Source organism: Microvirga tunisiensis (assembly GCF_009296175.1).
Classification (GTDB): Bacteria; Pseudomonadota; Alphaproteobacteria; order Rhizobiales; family Beijerinckiaceae; genus Microvirga; species Microvirga tunisiensis.
Map to the genome: position 1 here is coordinate 26,682 of NZ_VOSK01000016.1, position 22,034 is coordinate 48,715.

18 protein-coding genes and 1 pseudogene are annotated in these 22,034 nt (G+C 64.3%); 8 read left to right on the top strand and 11 right to left on the bottom strand.

The features are described 5' to 3' along the window. The first annotated feature begins 39 nt into the window (after positions 1 to 39). Positions 40 to 2,148, top strand: coding sequence for a sensor histidine kinase (locus FS320_RS07360; RefSeq protein WP_152710440.1), 2,109 nt, complete (start codon positions 40 to 42; stop codon positions 2,146 to 2,148). Between the two features lie 72 nt (positions 2,149 to 2,220). On the opposite strand, the gene FS320_RS07365 is transcribed toward FS320_RS07360, so the two are convergent. Next, positions 2,221 to 3,648, bottom strand: coding sequence for an aldehyde dehydrogenase family protein (locus FS320_RS07365; protein WP_162002873.1), 1,428 nt, complete (start codon positions 3,646 to 3,648; stop codon positions 2,221 to 2,223). 133 nt (positions 3,649 to 3,781) lie between these two features. Here FS320_RS07365 and FS320_RS07370 point away from each other — a divergent pair, with 133 nt between their 5' ends. The 3 genes from FS320_RS07370 (at position 3,782) to FS320_RS07380 (ending at position 7,838) form a co-directional block, all read left to right on the top strand. Next, positions 3,782 to 5,395 carry an ABC transporter ATP-binding protein gene (locus FS320_RS07370; protein ID WP_152710466.1) on the top strand — a complete coding sequence of 538 codons (1,614 nt, stop codon included), beginning with the start codon at positions 3,782 to 3,784 and terminating at the stop codon, positions 5,393 to 5,395. A 13-nt stretch (positions 5,396 to 5,408) separates the two neighbouring features. Beyond that, a complete protein-coding gene (locus FS320_RS07375) occupies positions 5,409 to 6,881 on the top strand; it encodes an aldehyde dehydrogenase family protein (protein WP_152710442.1) in 1,473 nt (490 codons plus the stop codon). 207 nt (positions 6,882 to 7,088) lie between these two features. After that, the gene (locus FS320_RS07380; RefSeq protein ID WP_152710443.1) at positions 7,089 to 7,838 is read left to right on the top strand and encodes an SDR family oxidoreductase; all 750 of its coding nucleotides are present in this window, start codon (positions 7,089 to 7,091) and stop codon (positions 7,836 to 7,838) included. 237 nt (positions 7,839 to 8,075) lie between these two features. On the opposite strand, the gene FS320_RS07385 is transcribed toward FS320_RS07380, so the two are convergent. Then, entirely contained in the window at positions 8,076 to 8,363 is a 288-nt protein-coding gene (locus tag FS320_RS07385) for a DUF2218 domain-containing protein (protein ID WP_152710444.1), read from the bottom strand. A gap of 200 nt (positions 8,364 to 8,563) precedes the next feature. Between FS320_RS07385 and FS320_RS07390 the strand changes: the two genes are divergently transcribed. The 3 genes from FS320_RS07390 (at position 8,564) to FS320_RS07400 (ending at position 12,134) form a co-directional block, all read left to right on the top strand. Beyond that, complete coding sequence (locus FS320_RS07390) at positions 8,564 to 10,045, top strand: ABC transporter substrate-binding protein (RefSeq protein ID WP_152710445.1); 1,482 nt, start codon at positions 8,564 to 8,566, stop codon at positions 10,043 to 10,045. Between the two features lie 302 nt (positions 10,046 to 10,347). Next, positions 10,348 to 11,295, top strand: coding sequence for an ABC transporter permease (locus tag FS320_RS07395; RefSeq protein ID WP_152710446.1), 948 nt, complete (start codon positions 10,348 to 10,350; stop codon positions 11,293 to 11,295). Beyond that, the gene (locus tag FS320_RS07400) at positions 11,292 to 12,134 is read left to right on the top strand and encodes an ABC transporter permease (RefSeq protein ID WP_152710447.1); all 843 of its coding nucleotides are present in this window, start codon (positions 11,292 to 11,294) and stop codon (positions 12,132 to 12,134) included. The genes FS320_RS07395 and FS320_RS07400 overlap by 4 nt, the downstream gene beginning before the upstream one ends. A gap of 148 nt (positions 12,135 to 12,282) precedes the next feature. Here FS320_RS07400 and FS320_RS07405 read toward each other — a convergent pair whose 3' ends face one another. Both FS320_RS07405 and FS320_RS07410 read right to left on the bottom strand, forming a co-directional pair. Then, positions 12,283 to 13,281 carry an LLM class flavin-dependent oxidoreductase gene (locus tag FS320_RS07405; RefSeq protein WP_152710448.1) on the bottom strand — a complete coding sequence of 333 codons (999 nt, stop codon included), beginning with the start codon at positions 13,279 to 13,281 and terminating at the stop codon, positions 12,283 to 12,285. A gap of 168 nt (positions 13,282 to 13,449) precedes the next feature. Beyond that, a complete protein-coding gene (locus tag FS320_RS07410) occupies positions 13,450 to 14,538 on the bottom strand; it encodes a TRAP transporter substrate-binding protein (protein WP_152710449.1) in 1,089 nt (362 codons plus the stop codon). Between the two features lie 537 nt (positions 14,539 to 15,075). Here FS320_RS07410 and FS320_RS07415 point away from each other — a divergent pair. Beyond that, the gene (locus FS320_RS07415; RefSeq protein WP_152710450.1) at positions 15,076 to 15,852 is read left to right on the top strand and encodes a hypothetical protein; all 777 of its coding nucleotides are present in this window, start codon (positions 15,076 to 15,078) and stop codon (positions 15,850 to 15,852) included. 14 nt (positions 15,853 to 15,866) lie between these two features. On the opposite strand, the gene FS320_RS07420 is transcribed toward FS320_RS07415, so the two are convergent. The 7 genes and pseudogenes from FS320_RS07420 to FS320_RS07445 all read right to left on the bottom strand — a co-directional run bounded on the left by FS320_RS07420 (position 15,867) and on the right by FS320_RS07445 (position 21,979). Next, positions 15,867 to 16,511 carry a S66 peptidase family protein gene (locus FS320_RS07420; protein ID WP_420846711.1) on the bottom strand — a complete coding sequence of 215 codons (645 nt, stop codon included), beginning with the start codon at positions 16,509 to 16,511 and terminating at the stop codon, positions 15,867 to 15,869. Between the two features lie 69 nt (positions 16,512 to 16,580). Continuing rightward, positions 16,581 to 16,942 (bottom strand): annotated as a pseudogene (locus FS320_RS46995) (LD-carboxypeptidase); the annotation flags it as partial. 107 nt (positions 16,943 to 17,049) lie between these two features. Beyond that, positions 17,050 to 18,675, bottom strand: coding sequence for a chaperonin GroEL (gene groL / locus FS320_RS07425; protein ID WP_152710451.1), 1,626 nt, complete (start codon positions 18,673 to 18,675; stop codon positions 17,050 to 17,052). Between the two features lie 54 nt (positions 18,676 to 18,729). Then, entirely contained in the window at positions 18,730 to 19,044 is a 315-nt protein-coding gene (gene groES / locus FS320_RS07430) for a co-chaperone GroES (RefSeq protein WP_152710452.1), read from the bottom strand. A gap of 336 nt (positions 19,045 to 19,380) precedes the next feature. Next, positions 19,381 to 19,593: a SlyX family protein gene (locus FS320_RS07435; RefSeq protein WP_152710453.1), complete on the bottom strand. Its 213-nt coding sequence runs from the start codon at positions 19,591 to 19,593 to the stop codon at positions 19,381 to 19,383. Beyond that, positions 19,586 to 20,341 carry an oxygen-dependent tRNA uridine(34) hydroxylase TrhO gene (trhO, locus tag FS320_RS07440; protein ID WP_152710454.1) on the bottom strand — a complete coding sequence of 252 codons (756 nt, stop codon included), beginning with the start codon at positions 20,339 to 20,341 and terminating at the stop codon, positions 19,586 to 19,588. Before trhO ends, FS320_RS07435 begins: the two co-directional genes overlap by 8 nt. Before the next feature lie 177 nt (positions 20,342 to 20,518). After that, a complete protein-coding gene (locus tag FS320_RS07445) occupies positions 20,519 to 21,979 on the bottom strand; it encodes an amidase (RefSeq protein ID WP_152710455.1) in 1,461 nt (486 codons plus the stop codon). Between the last annotated feature and the right edge of the window lie 55 nt (positions 21,980 to 22,034).

Below are 22,034 nucleotides of genomic sequence, written 5' to 3' on the forward strand. Positions count from 1 at the left end.
AGTTTGTGATCCCCTTCCGATGTTAAGCTGAGCGTTTGAATGACACTGACGAGGCGTCTGCTTCTTCTTGCTTTGATCTCGGTTCTGCCGGCGATCGTCATCTGGACCTACACGGAAGTCTCATTGCGCCGTGCCCGGGAGGCTGAGGTGAACGACCTCGCCATCAGGCAGGCGCAGCTGGTGGGCGCGGAGCTCGAGAGGGTCTGCGACGGCATCCACAGCCTGCTGCTCGCCGTGGACGAGACCCCCTCCATCCGCGCCTTCGACACGGCTGCGTGCAGCCCCTATCTGAAGGCCATTCAGGAAAAGGTTCCCTATATCCTCTCCTTCGTGGCGATGGACATCAGCGGGCATATCCGCTGCCGCCCGCTCGGGACCATCGATACGCAGCACTATTTCGCCGACCGCGCCTATTTTCACGAAGCCCTGAGCAGGCTGGGCTTCGTCGTCGGGGATTACACCCCGGTCTTCGAAGAGGGCGGGCTTGCTCCCCAGCCCGTGCTGCCTCTCGCGCTGCCGATCTGGAACGACAGAGGCGACGTGGTCGGCGTCCTGGCGGCGGCCCTGGATCTGGCATGGCTCAACCAAAAGGTGAAGGAGCGCACCGTGCCGGAGAACGGCTCGGTAACGGTCGCCGACCGAAGAGGCATCATGATCGTGCAGCATCCTCATCCGGAGCGCATGCTCGGAAAGCTGCTCCCTCAGGAATATTTGGCTCAGGCCAGCGCAAAGACCATCGGGACCGCCGAAACCATCAGCGCAGACGGCCTCAAGCGTATCGTCGGCTACATCCCGCTCGCGGTTCCGCCGCGCGACATCTACGTCAACGTGGGCCTCTCCACGAAGGCTGCCTTCGCGTCGATCAACCAGGCGGCGAGACGCGGCTTCATGCTCATCGCGGCCGCACTGATCCTCGCTCTTTCCCTCTCCGCCCTGCTCAGCCGCGCCTTCATCACCAAGCCCTTCGAGATCGTCACGGACGGCATCCGGGCCTGGCGCCAGGGCGATTACCAGGCGCGCATCGACCTTCCGGGAAAGTCCGGAGAATTCGGCATCCTGGGGCGAGCGTTCAACGATCTGATGGACGACGTGGCCGAGCGGCAGCACGCGTTGCAGGCCAGCGAGGAGCGCGCGCGCCTCGCCCTGGAAGCAGGCCATATGGGGACCTGGTGGTACGACCCCAACAAGGGTGTCGGCGGCTGGTCCACCCAGGCGACCGCCATGCTCGGGTTTCCGCATGCCAGCGAGGTCATGGATCACCAACATTGGCTGGACATCCTCCATCCCGAGGACTTGGATCGGGTCGTTCGGAAATGGCACGATTCCGTCAAGAACCAGGGCGACTACCAGGACGAGTATCGGATCCGGCTCCCGAACGGCGATCTTCGATGGATCAACTCCAGGGGGCGCGTCTTCTTCGATATTCAGAAACGGCCGGTCTATTTCATCGGTATCTTCCAGGACATCACCGAACAGAAGCACGCCGAGGAGCAGCAGCGCTTCTTCCTCGACGAGCTGAACCACCGGGTGAAGAACACCCTGACCACCGTGCAGTCCATCGCGTCCCAGACCCTGCGCACGACGGAGACCTCGGCGCAGTTCAAGGAAGCCTTCGAGGGCCGCCTGCTCGCCCTCTCGAAAACGCACAACCTGCTGACCCGCAAGTCCTGGCGCGAGGCGGAACTGCGCGACGTGGCCGAGCAGGAACTGGCGCCTTATCGCAAGCAGGGCGACGAGCGGGTCGTTCTCAACGGGCCGAATGTCAGGCTGCCGGCGCGATACGCCATCAACCTCGGCCTCGTGCTGCACGAACTGGTGACGAATGCCGCCAAGTACGGGGCGCTCTCGACCAATGCGGGGCATCTCGACATGAACTGGACCGTTGTCCAGAACGAGGATCGTCCGGATCAATTACGCATCCACTGGACGGAGAGCGGCGGGCCGCCCGTCGCGCCGCCGAAACGCCAGGGCTTCGGCTCGCGCCTGATCCGCCGCAGCATCGAGGGGGAGCTGGGCGGCTACATGGTGCTCAACTTCGCGGAAGGCGGTGTCTCCTACGACATTTCGGTGCCGCTCGCCCACGCGTCTAAAGCATCGGATTCAAAAGTCGATTCCACGTTTGAGATCAATCCGGTACTTCCTTCCTGATGCGCGCGTCGTCAAAGCGGAAAACCGGCTCCACTTTTCGCTGACGCGGCCCCCTTAGGTCCGCACGCTGCGCTAGCGCAGCAGCATAGACAGGAGACGGTTCATGCGGCTGCCATAAGGCGGCCTCGTCATGCCGGCTCCGTTGAGACGGGCCTGGTGGAAAACGGACCTCGCATGGCTGAAGGTTCTAAAGCCTGCCTCGCCATGATAGGCTCCCATGCCGCTCGCTCCCACGCCGCCGAAGGGCAATTCCTCCTGCACGCAATGGAGGAGCGTATCGTTGACGGCAACGCCGCCCGACCGAGTTCGCTCGAGAACGCGATCGATCGTCTTCCGGTCGTGGCTGAACGGATAGAGCGCCAGCGGATGCGGCCGCGCGGCGATGAAGCGGCAGGCCTCATCGACATCGTCATAGACCACCACGGGCAGCACCGGACCGAAGATTTCCTCGCTCATGACGAGCGCATGATCCGGCGCATCGGTCACGATGACGGGAGCGATCTTTCCTTGCGCCGGATCGAACGTTTCATGGCCTGGATTGATCTCGTGCAGGCAGGCGCCACAGGACCGGGCATCCGCCACGAGATGGTGAAGGCGCTCGTAATGCCGCTCGTTGATGATGGCGGTGTAATCGGGATTGACTGCAAGCGTCGGATAAAGCCGTGCCACGGCATCTCGAAAAGCCGCAATGAAAGCCTCTTTCCTGTCACGCGGCACCAGCACGTAATCGGGCGCGATGCAGGTCTGCCCGGCATTGAACAGCTTGCCCACGGCAATGCGCTCCGCCGCCTTTTCGATGGGATAGTCCGCCATCAGGAGCGCGGGAGACTTTCCTCCGAGCTCCAGCGTCACAGGCACCAGATGGTCGGCCGCCGCCTGCATGACCTGACGCCCGACCGACGTGGAGCCGGTGAAGAACAGGTGATCGAACGTCAACCTTGAGAAAGCCTTCGCCACATCGGGCCCGCCCTGCACCACCGCGACCTCGGCCGGATCGAACACCTCGCCGACGACCTGCTCCAACAAGGCGGATGTGCGCGGCGTGATCTCGGACGGCTTGATCATGACCCGGTTGCCGGCCGCCACCGCTCCGGCGAGCGGCGAGAGCGTGAGCTGGACCGGATAATTCCACGGGCCGATGAGACCGACGACGCCGAGAGGCTGATAGAGAATGCGCCCCGTTCCGGGCTGGAACATCCATTCGATCGGCCGGCGCCGCGGCTTCATCCATGTGCGGAAATGCTTGCGGGCATGGCGCAGGGCCGCAACGACGGAATAGACGTCGGCCAGCTTCGTCTCGTGCACGGAGCGATGCCCGAAATCCGCCGCGATGGCGGTCGCGATATCGTCCGCATGACGGATGAGGGCGTTCGCCAGTCCATCGAGACACTCGGCCCGCCGCTCGGGCGAGAGAGGCCCGCGCTCGGCCAGGGCGGCTCGCTGCGCGTTCAGGCAGGCCTGCAGCCGGTCTCTCACCGGATTGGGAACGGCATCGTGCACGGGGTCGGGTCTCCGCCTGATGAACGTCATGATATGGCGGAGCTGAAACCATTCTCAACATGGCATCGGCCAAGACGGATTGACGAAGCGGCAGAGATCGCAAGGATGAGCCTTTCCCTCCAGCAGGAGCATGATGTTGAGCAGCCCCTCCCCCGTGCTGTCGATCCAGAACCTCTCCATCGGCCTCCCCGCCCTGGCCGACCGTCGGCACGCGATCAAGGACCTGTCGCTTTCCATCAATCCGGGCGAAACCCTTTGCGTCGTGGGCGAATCCGGCTCCGGCAAGTCGATGACCGCGATGGCGGTCATCGGTCTCCTGCCGGGCGGCGTCGAGGTCCTGTCCGGCTCGATCAGGCTCGGCGACCGGGATCTCTTGAGCCTGGACGAGGCGGGCTGGTGCGACGTTCGCGGCCGGGAGGTCGGCACCGTGTTCCAGGCGCCGATGACCTCGCTCAACCCGGTGATGCGGGTGGCGGACCAGATCTCGGAAACCTTTCGCGCCCACAATCTGCTGAAGCCCGCCGAGCGCGACCGCCGGGTGCTCGACCTCCTCACCGAGGTCAACCTGCCGAACCCCGAGCTGATCGCGAAGGCCTATCCGGACGAGCTCTCCGGCGGCCAGCGCCAGCGGGTGATGATCGCCATGGCGCTTGCCCTGGAGCCGAAGCTCCTGATTGCCGACGAGCCGACGACCGCGCTCGACGTGACGACCCAGGCCCAGGTGCTCAAGCTGATCGACAACCTGCGCCGCAAGATGGGCACGGCGGTGCTCTTCATCACCCACGATTTCGGCGTGGTGGCCGAGATCGCCGACCGGGTCGCGGTGCTGCAGCATGGCGAACTCGTCGAGCAGGGAACGGCCGAGGATGTGCTGACACGCCCGCAGCACCCCTACACCAAGCGCCTCCTGGCGGCGGTGCCCTCGCTGACCCCTCCGGCCCCGAAGCAGCTCGCCGGACAGCCCATCACCCTGAAGGTCGATGCCCTGACCAAATCCTATGGCGGGCGCGGCTTCTTCCGCAAAAGCCGCGAGGTCCAGGCTGCCGACGCGGTGAGCTTCGACATCCGGCGCGGCGAGACCCTGGGCCTCGTGGGCGAATCCGGTTCCGGCAAATCGACGGTCGGGCGCTGCGTGCTGCGTCTGATCGAACCCGACGGAGGCGCCATCGAGATCGGAGACCTGAACTTCGGCGCCCTGTCCCAGCGCGAGCTGCGTCCCCACCGGCGCCGGATCCAGATGGTGTTCCAGGACCCCTTCGCCTCCCTCAACCCGCGACGCACCGTCGGGCGCATCATCGCCGAGGGGCCGATCACGCAGGGGGAAGATCCGGCCAAGGCCCTGGACGAGGCCCGCATCCTCCTGGAAAAGGTCGGCCTGCCCGCCCGGGCCATCGAGCGCTATCCGCACGAGTTCTCCGGCGGCCAGCGTCAGCGCATCGGCATCGCGCGGGCGCTCGCCATGAAGCCGGACGTGCTGGTGGCGGACGAGGCCGTCTCGGCCCTCGACGTGTCGGTCCAGGCCGAGATTCTCAAGCTGATCCGGGGGCTTCAGGAGGAGCTCGGTCTTGCCATTCTGTTCATCACCCACGATCTGCGGGTGGCAGCCCAGATCTGCGACCGCGTGGCAGTCATGCAAAAAGGGCGGATTGTGGAGATGGCGGAAACCGCGCAACTCTTCGCCCACCCGCGGGACGCATATACGCGCCAGCTCCTGGCCGCCGTGCCGGGCATGAACAAGATGATTTAGGGAGACGACGACCATGAACGATCAGGTCAGCGCGACGCTCGCGCCCAACATGGTGTTCCAGAACCTCATCGGCGGGCGCGACCGCCCCGCTTCGGATGGCATGAATCTCGACGTGCTCTCGCCGATCGACGGCTCGCTCCTCGCCCGGATCGCCGCCGGAACGGCCCAGGACATCGACGAGGCCGTGAAGGCCGCCCGTACCGCCCTCGAGGGCGCCTGGGGCAAGCTGACGGCGACCGAGCGCGGACGCCTGCTCATGAAGCTCGCGGCAGTGGTCGAGGCCCATGCCGACGAACTCGCCATCCTGGAGAGCCGCGACAACGGCAAGCCCCTGCGCCAGTCGCGCGCCGACGCCATCGCGCTCGCCCGCTATTTCGAGTTCTACGGCAGCGCCGCCGACAAGCTGCACGGGGACGTGATCCCCTATCTCAATACCCATTTCATCGGCGTCGAGCGGGTGCCGCACGGGGTGACCGGACATATCGTGCCCTGGAATTACCCGATGCAAATCTTCGGCCGCTCGGTCGGCGCGGCTCTGGCCGCCGGCAACGCCACCGTGGTGAAGCCTGCGGAGGATGCGTCTTTGACGATCCTGCGCGTCTCTGCGCTCGCCCGCGAGGTCGGCTTCCCCGATGGCGCTCTCAATGTCGTGACGGGTCTCGGCCGCACGGCGGGGTCTGCGCTCTCCGCCCATCCCGGCATTGATTTCCTGTCCTTCACCGGCAGCCCGGAGACCGGCACGGCGGTCCAGACGGCGGCGGCGAAGAATCATGTGGGCGTCACCCTCGAACTCGGCGGCAAATCGGCCCAGGTCGTGTTCGACGATGCCGATCTCGAGCGCGCGCTGCCGACCCTCGTCAACGCCATCATCCAGAACGGCGGCCAGACCTGCTCGGCGGGCAGCCGCCTTCTGATCCAGCGCGGGATCTTCCAGGACGTGGTCGATGCGGTGGCGGAACGCTTCCGCGCACTTCGCGCCGGACATCCCGAGCACGAGCCCGATCTGGGGCCGATGATCAATCAGGCCCAGCAGCGCCGCGTCCTCGGCTACCTGGAGCGTGGCCGCAACGAGGGGCTGAACGTCATCGGCGAAGGCGCGGTGGCGCCCGATGCGCCTGCGGGCGGCTATTACGTGGCTCCGGCCTTTCTCGCGCCGGTCCCGCACGAGAGCATCCTGTCCCAGGAAGAGGTCTTCGGCCCGGTTCTGGTGGCGACACCCTTCGATGACGAAGCGGAGGCGATCCGGCTGGCGAACGGCACGCCCTTCGGGCTTGCCGCTGGCGTGTGGACCCGCGACGCCATGCGCTCCACCCGCGTCGGCCGTTCCATGCGCGCGGGCCAGGTCTTCGTGAACTGCTACGGCGCGGGCGGCGGCATCGAGCTGCCTTTCGGCGGCTTCGGCCGCTCGGGCCACGGCCGCGAAAAGGGCTTCGAGGGTCTGATCGAGTTCACCACGACGAAGACCCTCGTCATCGCGCACGGATAGGCGAGGATCATACCTCCGCACGTCATGGCCGGGCGTGTCCCGGCCATCCCGATCGGAAGGGCGCTGCGCCTCACGAATCGAGATCACCGGCACAAGGCCGGTGATGACGAAGGAGGTAATGTACGGCAAGTCTGAGCTGATTCAGAAAGCCCAGGTACCCCTCCACCCTTGTGAGGAGGGGAAAGCACACGTTGAAAGGGAAGAAACATGAATCGCCTTGAAGGCAAGGTCGCGCTGGTCACGGGCGCTGGCTCCGGATTCGGTCTGGGCATCGCGGAAACGTTCGCTCGCGAGGGTGCGAAAGTCGCCATCATCGACATCAACGAAGCAGCCGCCAAGAGCGCCGCGGAGAAGATCGGTTCTTCCGCCATCGGCCTTGCCGCCGACGTGTCGAAAGCCGCCGATGTGAATGCCGCGGTCGAGAAGACCGTTGCCGCCTTCGGCAAGCTCGACATCGTCGTCAACAACGCGGGCATCAGCCATCGCAACCGGCCGATGCTGGAGGTGGAGGAAGACGAATTCGACCGGGTTTTCGCGGTCAACGTGAAGTCGATCTATCTCTTCGCCAAGGCGGCGGTTCCGCTGATGCAGAACCAGGGCGGCGGCGCGATCATCAACGTCGGCTCGACGGCAGGCCTGCGCCCGCGTCCCGGCCTCACCTGGTACAACAGCACCAAGGGCGCCGTGCACACCATGACCAAGTCCATGGCCGTGGAACTGGCTCCCAACAAGATCCGCGTCTGCGCGCTGGCCCCCGTGGCCGGCGAGACGCCGCTGCTCGCTACCTTCATGGGCGAAGACACGCCCCAGAAGCGCGAGCTGTTCGTCAACTCGATCCCGCTCGGCCGCTTCTCCACCCCGCAGGACATCGCCAACGCGGCGCTCTATCTCGCGTCCGACGAAGCCAGCATGATCACCGGCGTTGTGCTGGAGGTCGACGGCGGGCGATGCATTTAGGACGAGTTCCCTCCGACGTCATCACCGGCCTTGTGCCGGTGATCCCGATTTGAAAAGCGCATCGCTCTTCCCATCGAGATGGCCGGGACAAGCCCGGCCACGACGCCAAGCAGACTAGTGCCCGGGTGTCATTCCCGGCCGGAGCGTCAGCGGAGGGGAAGGGAATCCACCCGTACGCTTACGCTATGGATCCCTTTCCCAGCCTGCGGCCGCCGGGGATGACACGAAGCTATCTTATCATCCCTTCGACCACTCGAACGGCAGCGGAGCCTCCTTGAAGGCAAACCGGTCGAGATGGGAGGCCACGACGCCCTTCATCCGCTGGAGCGTCTCGTCGTCCTGCGCTTCCACGCTCACGGTCAGCGCCTCCGGGTCTGCCTTCATGGTCGCGACGGCGGCCGGGAAGCGGACGATGCCTTCGTTTTCCGAGAGCTGGACGTCCAGCTTGTGGCTCCAGTGTTTGCAGAGCTGCTGGAGGTATCTGGCGCCGTTGGCGGTGGGCACCCGTGCGGTCTCAAGAGCCATCGTTTCAAGCCTTTCATTCCGCCTGCGGCCTTGAACAGGCCGGCGTCCGGCGGATCCGTTCACCCCGATGCTTAGGCTTCGGTCACGCTGAAGTTAAGTGAAGAATCGGTAATGAGCATCTTCCATCCGGCGTGGTCCTGCGTAAGCTTAGGCCCACCGCGACCTGTCGCAGCCCATGACCTGATGGAGTTCAAGACCTGATGACGAAGCGCCTCCTGACTGCCGCCCTGCTCCTCTCCGTCAGCGTCATCCCGGCCTTTGCGGCCAAGACCTCCCTCGTGGTGGGCATGCCCATCGAGCCGCCGGGCCTCGATCCGACGGTTGCGGCTCCCGTGGCCATCCGCGAAGTCACCTGGGTCAACCTCTACGAAGGCCTCGTGCGCATCGATCGGACCGGCAAGGTTCAGCCGCTCCTGGCAAAGAGCTGGGAGGTCTCCCCCGATGGCCTGACCTACACGTTCCGCCTGCAGGAGGGCGTGAAGTTCCATGACGGCTCGACCTTCGATTCGGCCGATGTGAAATTCGCCTTCGACCGCGCCCGCGATCCGAAATCCACCAACGCCCAGAAGCAGATCTTCGCGCCCATCGCCTCCATCGAGACGCCCGACCCGGCGACCATGGTGATCAAGTTGAAGGAGACCTCGGGCAACTTCCTCTACTATCTCGGCTGGGGCGACGCGGTGATCGTGGCGCCCGAGACGGCGGCGAGCAATGCCGCGAATCCGGTCGGCACAGGGCCGTTCAAGTTCAAGTCCTGGACGCGCGGCGACCGGGTCGAGCTCGTGCGCAATCCGGATTACTGGCAGAAGGACAAGATCAAGCTCGACAACGTCACCTTCCGCTTCATCAGCGACTCGCAGGCCCAGGTCGCCGCTGTGAAAGCGGGCGATGTGGACGCCTTCCCGAATCTCGCAGCACCCGAACTCTTCGCCGAGTTCCAGAAGGATTCGCGCTTCAAGGCGGTGGCCGGCAACACGGAAGGCGAGACCGTCGCCGGCCTCAACAGCGCCAAGAAGCCCTTCGACGACGTGCGCGTGCGCCGCGCGCTCATGCATGCGGTCGATCGCAAGGCGCTGGTCGAGGGCGCCTATTCGGGCTTCGGCCAGCCCATCGGCAGCTTCTTCTCGCCGAACCATCCGGCCTTCGTGGATACGACCAATATCGTTCCCTACGACGTGGAAAAGGCGAAGGCCCTGCTGAAGGAGGCGGGCTACGGCAACGGCCTGTCGATCACCATCAAGTCGCCCCAGATGGCCTATGCCAGCCGCTCGGCGGAGCTGCTCTCCGCCATGATGGCCGAGGTCGGCGTGGACCTGAAGATCATTCCGACGGAATTCCCGGCGAAGTGGATCGAGGAGGTCTTCAAGAACAAGGATTACGACGTCACCATCGTGTCCCATACGGAGCCGCTCGACATCGATATCTTCGCCCGCGACAGCTATTACTTCAATTACAAGAACGACAAGTTCAAAGCCGTTCTGGCGGAAGCCGCCAGGACCACGGACGAGAAGGCGCGCTACGCCAAATACGCGGAGGCGCAGAAGATCCTGGCCGAGGATGTCCCTGCCCTCTTCCTGTTCCAACTGCCGAAGCTCGGCGTGTGGAACGCGAAGGTGCAGGGCCTGTGGGAAAACTCGCCGATCCCATCGAACGACGTGACGGAAGTGTCCTGGACGGAGTGAAACCGGGACGCATTCTCGCGCTGTCCTCCAGGAGGATTCTCCACGTCATCACCGGCCTCGTGCCGGTGATCCCGACCATGAGAAGCGCGGCACTCTTCCAATCGAGATGGCCGGGACAGGCCCGGCCATGACATGGTGGGTGTCATTCCCGGCCGGAGCGCAGCGGAGGGGAAGGGAATCCACTCACACATGCCGAGGTGTGGATCCCCTTCCCTTGCTTTCACTCGCCGGGGATGACACTGGCGCCACCCCACCCTCAATCCCCTCCCGCGAGGGGATGGGAAAACCGGGCTCGTAAACTCATGCTGCGTCTTGCCATTTCACGTCTCGTCTCGCTGGCAGTCACCCTTCTGGCCGTCTCGCTCGCAATCTTCCTGATCCTGGAAGTCCTGCCGGGCGATCCGGCCGCGATCATGCTCGGCACGGCTGCGCGTGAGGATACGCTCGCGGCCTTGCGGCAGGAGCTCGGGCTCGATCAGCCGGCGCTCGTGCGCTACCTGCAATGGATCGGCGGCATTCTTCACGGCGATCTCGGCACATCGATCACGTACAAGATGCCGGTCTCAACCCTCGTGGCCGAGCGCATGAACGTGACGCTGCCGCTGAGCCTGCTTGCCATTCTCATCTCGACGGCGCTTGCGCTTCCGCTCGGCGTCGCGGCCGCGGCGCGGCGCGACGGAGCGGTGGATCGCGCCGTGCTCGTGTTCAGCCAGCTCGGCGTGGCGGTGCCGAATTTCTGGATCGGCCTTCTGTTCATCCTCTTCTTCTCGACCTGGCTCGGCTGGTTTCCGGCCGGAGGCTTTCCCGGCTGGAGCGCGGGGATCTGGCCTGCCTTCCAGGCGCTTCTCCTGCCCGCCGTGGCGCTCGCCCTGCCCCAGGCGGCCGTGCTGACGCGGGTCACGCGCTCGGCGACATTGGAGGTGATCGGCGCCGATTTCGTGCGCACCGCCCGCGCCAAAGGCGTCGACAGGGGAGGAACGCTGCGCCGGCACGTGGTTCCGAACGCGCTCATTCCGGTCACCACCATCCTCGGCTTGCAGCTCTCGTTCTTCTTCGGCGGTGCGATCCTCGTGGAGAACGTGTTCAACCTGCCGGGCCTCGGACGGCTCGCCTATCAGGCGCTCAACCAGCGCGACCTCGTGGTGATCAAGGACATTGTGCTGATCTTTTCCGGCCTCGTCATCGTGGTGAATTTCATCGTCGATATCGGCTATGCCATCCTCGATCCGCGCCTGAGGGGACGGTCATGAGCAAGCGCTCCCGCATTCCCTTGAACACCGCCCTCGTCGTCGGCGGCATTCTCACCGCGCTGCTCATCGTCACCGCACTCGTGTCGCTCGTCTGGACGCCGGAGGTGCCGACCCGTGTGCGTGTCGCCATGCGCCTGAAAGGCCCCGGCGAAGTCGGCCTTCTCGGCACAGATCATTTCGGCCGCGACGTCGCTTCGCTCCTCATGGTAGGTGCCTGGAATTCGCTCGCCATCGCCTGGCCTGCGGTGCTGCTGGGTGCGGCCATCGGCACCGCCATCGGCTGCGCGGCGGCGGCCTGGAAGGGCATCGCCGACGAGATCGCCATGCGCGTGTCGGACGTGGTCTTCGCTTTCCCCGCCGTGCTGTCCGCGATCATGATCGGAGCGCTCGTGGGCTCCGGCCCTCTCGCGGCGATCCTGGCGATTGCGGTGTTCAACATCCCCGTGTTCGCCCGCGTTACGCGCGGCGTCGCGCTCCAGGTCTGGACGCTCGACTACATCGCGGCAGCCCGCGCCATCGGCAAGCATCCCTTGCGGATCACCTGGGAGGACGTGATGCCGAACATCGCGGGCGCGCTCATCGTCCAGGTGACGATCCAGCTCGCGCTCGCCATCCTGACCGAAGCGGGCCTGAGCTATCTCGGCCTTGGCGTGCGCCCGCCCAATCCGAGCTGGGGCCGCATGCTGAGCGATGCGCAGACCTATCTCTCGCAGGCCCCTCACCTCGCCATCGCGCCCGGCATCGCCATTGCGCTCTCGGTGCTGGGCCTGAACCTGTTGGGGGACGGACTGCGCGACGCCCTCGATCCGACGTTGAAAGGCAGAGGCGCCACCGCTTAGGAGCACCCAACAAAATCATGTGCCGCCCTCATCCTGAGGAGCAGACGCAGTCTGCGTCTCGAAGGAGCTTCCAGCGAGCACTGGATCCTCCTTCGAGACGGTCGCTTCGCGACCTCCTCAGGATGAGGGCAGTCTTTAACGAAACACTCTAAGCCACCGTCGTCATCGCCCCCCGCACATCGCTGAGGATCTCGTAGGAGCGCAGGCGCTTGGAATGGTCGTAGATCGCGGCCGCGACCATCACCTCGTCGGCGCCGGTCTGCGCGATGAAAGTCTCCAGCCCGTCCTGCACCGTCTTGGGGGCTCCGACGAAGGAGCAGGACAGCATGTTCATGGCCTGCGCCTTCTCATGCGGCGACCAATAGCTCTCGATGTCGTCGATGGGCGGCTGGAGCTTGCCGCGGGCGCCGCGGAACAGATTCGTGAAGGATTGCTGCGCCGAGGTGAAGAGATGGCGCGCCTCCTCGTCCGTATCGGCAGCGATCACGTTGACGCCGACCATGGCATAGGGCCGGTCGAGCTGGGCCGAGGGCTGGAAGCGCTCGCGATAGACCTGCAGCGCCTGCATCAGGGCACCAGGCGCGAAATGCGACGCGAAGGCATGAGGCAGGCCGAGCATCGCCGCGAGCTGCGCGCCGAACAGGCTGGAGCCGAGGATCCAAATCGGCACGTTCGAGCCCGCCCCCGGCACCGCCTGGATCGCCTGATCGGGCTGCACGGCCGCGAGGAGCGCCTGCAGTTCGAGCACATCCTGCGGGAAGGTATCGGCGGAGGTCGGATCGCGTCGCAAAGCCCGGAGCGTGCGCTGATCGGTGCCTGGGGCGCGGCCGACGCCGAGATCGATGCGTCCGGGAAACAGGGCGTCCAGGGTGCCGAACTGCTCGGCGATGACCAGGGGCGAGTGGTTCGGCAGCATGATGCCGCCCGCTCCGATGCGCATGGTCCTGGTGCCACCGGCCACATGGGCGATCACCACGCTCGTTGCCGCACTCGCGATGCCGACCATGTTGTGGTGCTCGGCCAGCCAGTAGCGATTGTAGCCCCACCGTTCGGCGTGCTGCGCCAGATCGAGCGTGTTGCGCAGGGCATCGGAGGGCGTGAAGCCTTCGGGAACGGGCGCGAGATCGAGAACGGAAAAGGGAGGCATGGACATTCTTTCTGGTGCGGTTCAAAGCCGAACGAGGGTTGCCATGAGATCATCATTCAGAGCCCCGGATGCAACCCGTGAAGCCGCCCGCTCGGGGCACGGCAGCCCTGCAAAGAAAAACCCGGCGCTTTCGACGCCGGTTTTTTCGATGGCTCGATGGAACGAAGATCAGCCGCGGGCGCGGGCGCGGATCATGTAGGTGTCGAAGGCGTATTCGGCCACTTGGAACCAGAGGTATTCCTCGTTGCGGAAGGCGCGCAGCGAGTCGATCAGCTTCTTGAAGTCCGCATTCTGGGCGGAGATCTCCGCATAGACCTCGTTCGTCGCCTTGTAGGCGGCGTCGAGGATCTCCTGCGAGAACGGACGCAGCTGAGCGCCGGCACCCACCAGGCTGCGCAGGGCGGCCGGGTTCTTGGCGTCGTATTTGGCGAGCATGTCCATGTTGGCGGCCATGCAGCCTGCCTGCAGGATCGCCTGATAGTTCTTCGGCAGAGATTCCCACTTTCCCTTGTTGAACATGAAGTGGAGCGTCAGGCCGCCCTCCCAGAAGCCCGGATAGTAGTAGTACGGGGCGACTTTCTGGAAGCCGAGCTTCTCGTCGTCGTAGGGGCCGATCCACTCGGCGGCATCGATGGTGCCGCGCTCCAGCGACGGGTAGATGTCACCACCCGCCACCTGCTGCGGAATGACGCCGAGCTTCGCCATCACCTGACCGGCGATGCCGGCGATGCGCATCTTCAGTCCCTGCAGATCCTGAACCGTCTTGATCTCCTTGCGGAACCAGCCACCCATCTGGGTTCCGGTGTTGCCGCCGGGAAGAGCGTAGAGGTTGTGCTTGGCCATGAACTCGTTCACGAGACCGATGCCGCCGCCGTGATACTGCCAGGCATTGAGCTGGCGGGCGTTGAGCGTGAACGGCACCGCCGCGGCAGCCGCGAAGGTCGGGTCCTTGCCGACATAGTAGTAAGCGGCGGTGTGGGCCATCTCGACCGTGCCGGAAGACACGGCGTCGGCTGCCTGGAAGGTGCCGACGATCTCACCGGCCGAGAACGGCTGGATCTGGAACTTGCCTTCCGTCGCCTCCGAAACGAATTTCGCCAGGAAGTCGGCGCCGCCATAGATGGTGTCGAGCGACTTCGGGAAGCCCGAGGTCAGACGCCAGCGGATTTCCGGATTGGACTGAGCGATGGCGGGCTTGGCGACGGCGCCTGCGGCGAGGCCGGCGCCAGCCGTGGCGAGAAAATGACGGCGTTTCATGGGTGCCTACTCCAGTTCGAGGGCATGTCGCGCTTTGAGGAAGGCTCGGTAACAAGCGATGGATGACCCTGAGTAAAGCTAGACGAAAGACGAAGGTCGCATCGCTCCATCCATGGCAACCGGATCTCCCTCCCCCCTGTTCCTTGAGCCGCTTCGGCGTCAAATCATTGATATGACGAGGGTGTGGCTCCGGACGCTGAATGGGATTCCGTCCATGTGTCGCCGCGATGGGCCATTGGGCATGATCTCAGCGCAGCCCCAGCCCGCCAAGCTTGCATGGCAAACAGGGAAAAACGTTGCAAACAGGCCGTTCTGCCACCTCTCCGGATCTGTATTACAATAATATAAAGTAGATGAACTTAGTCATCTCAAAGATAAATAATCCTCATTAGTAACCGATGTGAATCCTGTAGCATTTACTTAAAAAGCATCAGTGTTACGGAAGCATACCTCCAACGAGTCAGCGCATTACTTACTGTCGACCACAGATTAGCCACAGTTATTAAATGAGTTTGACTCGAGCAAGGGGAAGAGCCAATGCGCTCTTATAGGCCGATGAACAAGACGCTTATGTTGCTTGGTGCCTCCATCGTCGCGCAAGGGATGATGTTCGGTGGGGCGGAAGCCCGGTTGGTCCGCTACGAGATCAACGGAAAACAGTATTCCTACAGCACCAACAATCACGCCCAGACGGCCGAGGCCAAGAAGCGGATTGCGGCTGCAAAGACGGCCGAGGCTGCAAAGGCAAAGGCCGATGTGGAAAAATCCAAGAACCCTCTCGCGGCAGCCTTCGGATCCTCCACGCAGAAGGAGGCCAAAGAGGCGGATGAGCGGCTTCGGCAAATCCTTTCCGGCCCGACGGAGTACATGGCGGTTTCCCAACCCGCCCCCGACCGCGTCGGCGATTCCGACAAGAAGCCTCAGGACAAGCAGCCTCGTCAGGCTTCCACCGCCAAGGATGCTCAGAAGCCCATCGTCGTGGTCCGAGCGCCGGCCAAGCCAATCCGAATGTCGGCGTCGACGGCGTCCCTCGTGATCGCAGAACCGGTCGCCCCGCAGCGTCAGACGAAGGTGAAGTCCGTCTCCTTCGATATGCAGACGGGCATCAAGGCGACGATCATGATCGACGGGACGATCGAGGAGGAGCCGTTCGACAGCAGCGCTCTTGTCTTCCTGGCTCCCGAACCGGAAAAGGCGAACAGTCTGACGGCCTTCGTGAACCAGCTGCGCAAGAGCGCGCCTGAGGAAGCGACCGGCTCGATCAGAACCAGCGTGGCCGAGCCGGACGACGGCTCCCTGATCCGGCATCGGTGATCTCCGGAACCGCCTCAGCCATGGGCGTCTGTAACGCCCGCCTCCAGAATTGAGAGCCGGGCCCGGTTGGCATCGATCTCGGCCATTGCGCCATAGGGTAATGTGACCATCGGATCGGTGTGCCCGAATTCGCATTCGGCCAGGACCGGAAGGCGCGGCAGGCCCGCCTCGGCGAGGGCGCGCACGACCGCGTCCTCCTGCGCCTTCCTGTAAGCCTCGTCCGTCTGCCCGCCGGGGCGTCCGAGAATGATGCCCGCGAGGCGCGCGAGAATGCCTTGGGCGGCGAAATTGCGCAGCCAGCGCAGAACCAGGGTCGGCGGCGGCGCTTCCTCTGAAGTCTCGTAGAAGAGGATCGCCCCGTTCCAGTAATCCAGCGGCGGCCACCAGTCCGAGCCTTTCAACATCTCCAGGACCTCGGCGCACCCGCCGATGAGATGGCCCTGAGCGATGCCGGTTCCCTGCAGGGTACGAGGCCCGGTCGAGGGCGTCAGCCTTCTGCGGCGGTTCTGGTTCTCGGGATCCTTCCAGGGCAGGTGTTCGACAGTCCAGCCGTCCCGGTTCGGCGCGATCTCGCCAATGGGGTCCGTTTGAAAGATGGCCTTGCGCAGGGAGTTTTCGGCATGGGCATGCATGCCGCCGTTCTCGGCAAAGCCTGCCATGATCGTCGGGCCATAGAATGAGCCGAGGCCGGCCTTGAGGCAGCCGAAATGCAGGATTGTCGGATCCGAGTAGCCGAGGAAAACCTTCGGATTGTCCGCAATCACGTTCAGGTCGATATGCGGGATCAGGCGGATCGCATCGTCGCCGCCGTACTGGCAATGATTCCCTTGATCGAAGGATCCGCGAAGGCCGCATGGATATCCTCGGCGCGGGCCTGAGGGTTCCGGTCGAGCCATGCGGCCTCGCGGAGGGCATGGGGCATCGCGACAGGCTCGAGCCCGAAGACGTCGGCCAGAACCCTTTTGCCTGCCTCGTAGCGATGCGGAAAGATGGCCGGCCCACCCCAACTCGTCGACACGATGGCGACAAGATCGCCGGCCTCGAGGGCCCGCGGTTTGACGACAGGTCTTTTCCACCAACGATCGGCCATGGCATCTCCCGCGCGGCGAGGGTTTGTCTCTTCTCGCAGATCGAACGTACAAAGAAAACGGCGCCGCTTGCACGGCGCCGTCCATATGGTGTCGATGAAGCCGGAGCTTAGAAGTCCATGCCGCCGGCCGGCATCGCCGGAGCGGTCTCCTTCTTCGGCTTCTCGGCGATCATGGCCTCGGTGGTGATGAGAAGGCCCGCGACGGAAGCGGCGTCCTCGAGGGCGACACGGACGACCTTCGCCGGATCGATGATGCCGAACTTGTAGAGGTCGCCATACTCACCGGTCTGAGCGTTCCAGCCAGCGGAGTAGTCCTTGGCTTCGGCCACCTTGCCGACGATCACGGAGCCGTCTTCGCCGGCATTGAGAGCGATCTGACGAGCCGGAGACTGAAGCGCGCGGCGCACGATTTCGACGCCGGTCTTCTGATCGTCGTTGGCAGGCTTCACCGTCTCAAGAGCCTTGAGGGAGCGCAGCAGGGCCACGCCGCCGCCGGGCAGGATGCCCTCCTCGACCGCCGCCTTGGTGGCGTGCATGGCGTCGTCGACGCGATCCTTTTTCTCCTTCACCTCGACCTCGGTCGCGCCGCCGACGCGGATCACCGCGACGCCGCCTGCGAGCTTGGCCAGACGCTCCTGCAGCTTCTCACGGTCGTAGTCCGAGGTGGTCTCCTCGATCTGCGCCTTGATCTGCGAAACGCGGGCCTCAATGTCGGCCTTCTGGCCGGCGCCGTCGATGATCGTGGTGTTCTCCTTCTCGATGCGGACGCGCTTGGCGCGGCCGAGCATCGGGAGCTGAACGGTCTCGAGCTTGATGCCGAGATCTTCGGAGATCGTCTGGCCGGCGGTGAGAACGGCGATGTCCTCGAGCATGGCCTTGCGGCGGTCGCCGAAGCCGGGTGCCTTCACGGCCGCGATCTTCAGGCCGCCGCGCAGCTTGTTGACCACCAGGGTGGCGAGAGCCTCGCCTTCCACGTCCTCGGCGATGATGAGGAGCGGCTTGCCGGTCTGAACGACGGCCTCCAACACGGGCAACATCGCCTGCAGGCCCGAGAGCTTCTTCTCGTGGATGAGGATGTAGGGATCCTCCAGCTCCACGCGCATCTTCTCGGCATTGGTGATGAAGTACGGCGAGAGATAGCCGCGGTCGAACTGCATGCCCTCCACCACCTCGAGCTCGGTCTCGAGGGACTTCGCTTCCTCGACGGTGATGACGCCCTCGTTGCCGACCTTCTGCATGGCTTCCGCCAGCATGCGGCCGACTTCGGCATCGCCGTTGGCCGAGATGGTGCCGACCTGGGCGATCTCATCGTTCGAGGTCACCTTCTTGGCGTTCGCCTTGAGGTCCGCCACCACGGCTTCGACGGCCATGTCGATGCCGCGCTTGAGGTCCATCGGGTTCATGCCGGCGGCAACCGCCTTGGCACCTTCGCGGACGATCGCCTGTGCCAGAACCGTCGCGGTGGTGGTGCCGTCACCAGCGATGTCGTTGGTCTTCGAGGCCACTTCGCGCACCATCTGGGCGCCCATGTTCTCGAACTTGTCGGCGAGCTCGATCTCCTTGGCGACGGTGACGCCGTCCTTGGTGATGCGCGGCGCGCCGAAGGACTTCTCGATCACCACGTTGCGGCCCTTGGGCCCGAGCGTGACCTTCACGGCATCGGCGAGAATGTCGACGCCACGGAGCATCTTCTCGCGGGCGTCCAGGGCAAATTTGACTTCCTTAGCAGCCATTGTCCGTCACTCCTGATGAGACGTAACGATGTGTGACTCTGAATGGGATTGGCCTTACGCGGCCTTCTTCTGGGCGGCGGTCTGCTCCAGCACGCCCATGATGTCGCTCTCCTTCATGATCAGGAGATCCTCGCCATCGATCTTCACTTCCGTGCCGGACCACTTGCCGAAGAGCACGGTGTCGCCGACCCGGACGTCGAGGGGAACGAGCTGGCCCTGCTCGTTGCGGGCGCCGGGACCGACAGCGATCACCTCGCCCTGCTGGGGCTTCTCCTTGGCGGTGTCCGGGATGATGATCCCGCCGGTCGTCTTCTCCTCGGCATTGATGCGCTTGACCACGATACGGTCGTGCAAAGGACGGAACTTCATGAAGCTTCCTCCAATGATATCAGCATGTTAACTGTCCACGCGGAGCCTCTTCGGGCCCCCGCGGTCGATGATTTGGTTGAACAAGCTTTACCGTTCAAGAGGAGGACTGAAAAAATTTTGGCACTCTTGGGAACCGGGCGCTTCCCTCCCCGTCATCACCGGCCTCGTGCCGGTGATCCCGATGATGAAACGCGTTGCGCCCCAGACAACCGAGATGGCCGGGACTGATCCCCGGATCACCTCCGGGGACGGCCATGACGTAAAGGGACGTGAAGGCTCGCGCGAACACCACAGGCTTCTGCTGGGCAATCTCAGTCCACGTCTATTCAGGCCGGCTCAGTAATGCGGCGGCGGAGGCTCGGGCGCAGACGGCCCGCCCGCGTTGTCAGCGACCTCTTGGACGCGGTCGAGCAGCTCGTTGAGCTGGCGTTTCAGGCTGTCGATCTGCTTCCACTGGGCAATGACGGTCTGGTTCAGATCCTCGATCATCTGGTCCTGATACGCGACGCGCACCTCGAGCGCTTCGATGCGGGCCTCAAGATCACTCATCGGATTGTCCCGTCTCGCCCGCCTGCTCCACAAGCCCGTGGCCAAGCGCGACCCGCTCGTCGAAGACGAAGCATCCGCCGTTCCAGCGGCTCTCCGTTTCCGGCACCTCTTCCAGGTATTTGAGGATCCCACCCTTGAGATGGAACACTTCCTCGAATCCTTGCGCCAGCATGTAGGAGCTGGCCTTCTCGCAGCGGATACCGCCGGTGCAGAACATGGCGACCTTCCTGTGCTGCGTCGGATCGAGCTCGTTCTTCACGAAATCCTTGAACTCGCTGAAGCGCTTGATCCGCGGGTCGACCGCCCCTTCGAAGGTGCCCATCTCGACCTCGAAATCGTTGCGGGTGTCGAGCAGGACGATGCCGGCCTCGTCCAGCAGCCGGTTCCACTCGGCCGGTGTCACATAGGTCCCGACCCGGCGCAGCGGATCGGTCTGCGGATCGCCGAGGGTCACGATCTCCTTCTTGAGCCGCACCTTCATCCGCTGGAACGGCATCTCCGTCGCGGTCGAGAACTTGAGCTCGAGATTGTCGAGACGGCCCATGAACAGCGTACTCTCGCGCAACTCGGTCATGAGCGCATCGATGGCCTCATGGCTTCCGGCGACCGTCCCGTTGATGCCCTCGTGGGCCAGCAGGAGCGTGCCCCTGACCCCAAGATCCAGGCAGAGCTTGTGCAGCGGGTCCTTCAGCTCCCGGAAGTCCGGCAACGGAACGAACTGGTAGAGGGCGGCAACTTCGTACGTCATGGCCGCTGTTTATCAGCAGGAGCCGAGGCGGGAAACCCACCCATCCCGTCCTTGGTGTCACCCCATGCCCTGCCATGGTCGTCCCCGGACTTGATCCGGAGAACTGTGACCCCTCACCCGATCGGGATCACCGGCATAAGGCCGGTGATGACGACGGAGATCGCACGTTCTTACCGTCTACAGCTTCGGCCAGGGCCGCCTGTCCGGGCACATCGACTCCCAGGCGTGCGAGAGCCGCAGCACGCCGACATCGTCGAAGCGGCGGCCGATGATCTGGAGGCCGATGGGCAGTCCCGCCGTCGTGAAGCCCCCATTGACGGAGGAGGCCGGCTGGTCCGACATGTTCAAGGCGACCGTGTAGCCGATATGCTCGAACGGTTCCTCCGGATTGTGGATGGGCGATGCCAGCTCCGCCGGATAGGCGACGCAGGGCGCCACCGGCGAGATCACGAAGTCGAAGCGATGCGTGGCGGCGACCGCCGCATGCCGCATCACCATCATCTGGTTCATGCCGCTGTAGACTTCGGCACCCGTCAGCGCCTTTCCGCCTTCGGCCCATTGCAGGATGTAGGGCAGGATCTTCGCCCGATCCTCGTCGCTCAAGGGAGCGATGTCCATCCACGCCCGCTGGCGCCAGAAATCGTCGAGGCCGTCGAGCATCTCGCGGGTGATGAAGGCAGGTACCTCTTCGACGATCGCGCCGGCCTCGGCAAGGGCTTTCGCGGCGCGTTCCACGGCCTCTCGGACCTCCGGGTCGAGCGGCATGCCGATGCCCGCCTGCATCATCACGCCGATCTTCAAACCCTTGATATCGATGTCGAGATCGAGCCAGGGCAGATCCTGGTAAGGCAGGCTCATGGGATCGCGCACGTCAGGACGCGTGAGGCTTTTCATCATGAGGGCCGCGTCGCGCACCGTGCGCGTCATCGGTCCTGCGACGCGGCCGTAATAGGTCGGATCGATGGGGATGCGTCCGAAGCTCGGTTTCAGGCCGAACACGCCGCACCAGGAGGCCGGCAGGCGGATCGAGCCGCCGATATCGGTGCCGATATGGAACGGCCCATAGCCGGCCGCCGCGGCAGCGCCCGCTCCCGCCGAGCTGCCGCCTGGATTCTTCGAGAGGTCCCATGGATTGCGCGCGAGCGGGTGAAAGCTCGACAACCCGGACGAAAGCATGCCGTAATCCGGCATGGTGGTCTTGGCGAGAATGACCACGCCATCCTCGCGCAGGCGTGCCGCCGACGGCGCATCCTCGGCGGCCGGGATGAGCGGGCGCGCCGCCGTGCCGAGCGGCACCGGCGTTCCCTTGGTGGCAATGTTTTCCTTGATAGTCGCGGGAATGCCGTCGAGCGCCTTCGCCTGTCCACTCATCCAGCGCTGCTCGGAGGCGCGCGCATCGCGAAGCGCCGCGTCCGGGTCGAAGGCATAGAGCGCCTGGAGCCGCGGCTCATAAGTATCGATGCGTGCAATCACAGCCTTCGTGACTTCGACGGGAGACACCGCCTTGCGGGCAAAAGCTTCGAGAAGCTCAGGAGCGGACCAATCGGCCAGATCGGCCGATGAGCTGCCGCGTGTCTGATACGAAGATGTTTGCGTACTCAATGCGTAATTCTCCTCAAGGAATCGGCCCGCAGCCATGCTGGAGCCTTCCATGAGACCGGTAAACCGGTTTTGTCTTTGCTCGCGCGCATAG

Excerpts from the sequence above, each read along its gene's own strand:
- FS320_RS07435 (WP_152710453.1), bottom strand. The coding sequence starts at position 19,593 with ATGAGTGATCTTGAGGCCCGCATCGAAGCGCTCGAGGTGCGCGTCGCG.
- FS320_RS07410 (WP_152710449.1), bottom strand. The coding sequence starts at position 14,538 with ATGAAACGCCGTCATTTTCTCGCCACGGCTGGCGCCGGCCTCGCCGCA.
- FS320_RS07375 (WP_152710442.1), top strand. The coding sequence starts at position 5,409 with ATGAACGATCAGGTCAGCGCGACGCTCGCGCCCAACATGGTGTTCCAG.
- FS320_RS07405 (WP_152710448.1), bottom strand. The coding sequence starts at position 13,281 with ATGCCTCCCTTTTCCGTTCTCGATCTCGCGCCCGTTCCCGAAGGCTTC.
- FS320_RS07390 (WP_152710445.1), top strand. The coding sequence starts at position 8,564 with ATGACGAAGCGCCTCCTGACTGCCGCCCTGCTCCTCTCCGTCAGCGTC.
- FS320_RS07380 (WP_152710443.1), top strand. The coding sequence starts at position 7,089 with ATGAATCGCCTTGAAGGCAAGGTCGCGCTGGTCACGGGCGCTGGCTCC.
- FS320_RS07445 (WP_152710455.1), bottom strand. The coding sequence starts at position 21,979 with ATGGCTGCGGGCCGATTCCTTGAGGAGAATTACGCATTGAGTACGCAA.
- FS320_RS07415 (WP_152710450.1), top strand. The coding sequence starts at position 15,076 with ATGCGCTCTTATAGGCCGATGAACAAGACGCTTATGTTGCTTGGTGCC.
- FS320_RS07370 (WP_152710466.1), top strand. The coding sequence starts at position 3,782 with ATGTTGAGCAGCCCCTCCCCCGTGCTGTCGATCCAGAACCTCTCCATC.
- FS320_RS07385 (WP_152710444.1), bottom strand. The coding sequence starts at position 8,363 with ATGGCTCTTGAGACCGCACGGGTGCCCACCGCCAACGGCGCCAGATAC.
- FS320_RS07400 (WP_152710447.1), top strand. The coding sequence starts at position 11,292 with ATGAGCAAGCGCTCCCGCATTCCCTTGAACACCGCCCTCGTCGTCGGC.
- FS320_RS07360 (WP_152710440.1), top strand. The coding sequence starts at position 40 with ATGACACTGACGAGGCGTCTGCTTCTTCTTGCTTTGATCTCGGTTCTG.
- FS320_RS07395 (WP_152710446.1), top strand. The coding sequence starts at position 10,348 with ATGCTGCGTCTTGCCATTTCACGTCTCGTCTCGCTGGCAGTCACCCTT.
- trhO (WP_152710454.1), bottom strand. The coding sequence starts at position 20,341 with ATGACGTACGAAGTTGCCGCCCTCTACCAGTTCGTTCCGTTGCCGGAC.
- FS320_RS07420 (WP_420846711.1), bottom strand. The coding sequence starts at position 16,511 with ATGGCAGGCTTTGCCGAGAACGGCGGCATGCATGCCCATGCCGAAAAC.
- groL (WP_152710451.1), bottom strand. The coding sequence starts at position 18,675 with ATGGCTGCTAAGGAAGTCAAATTTGCCCTGGACGCCCGCGAGAAGATG.
- groES (WP_152710452.1), bottom strand. The coding sequence starts at position 19,044 with ATGAAGTTCCGTCCTTTGCACGACCGTATCGTGGTCAAGCGCATCAAT.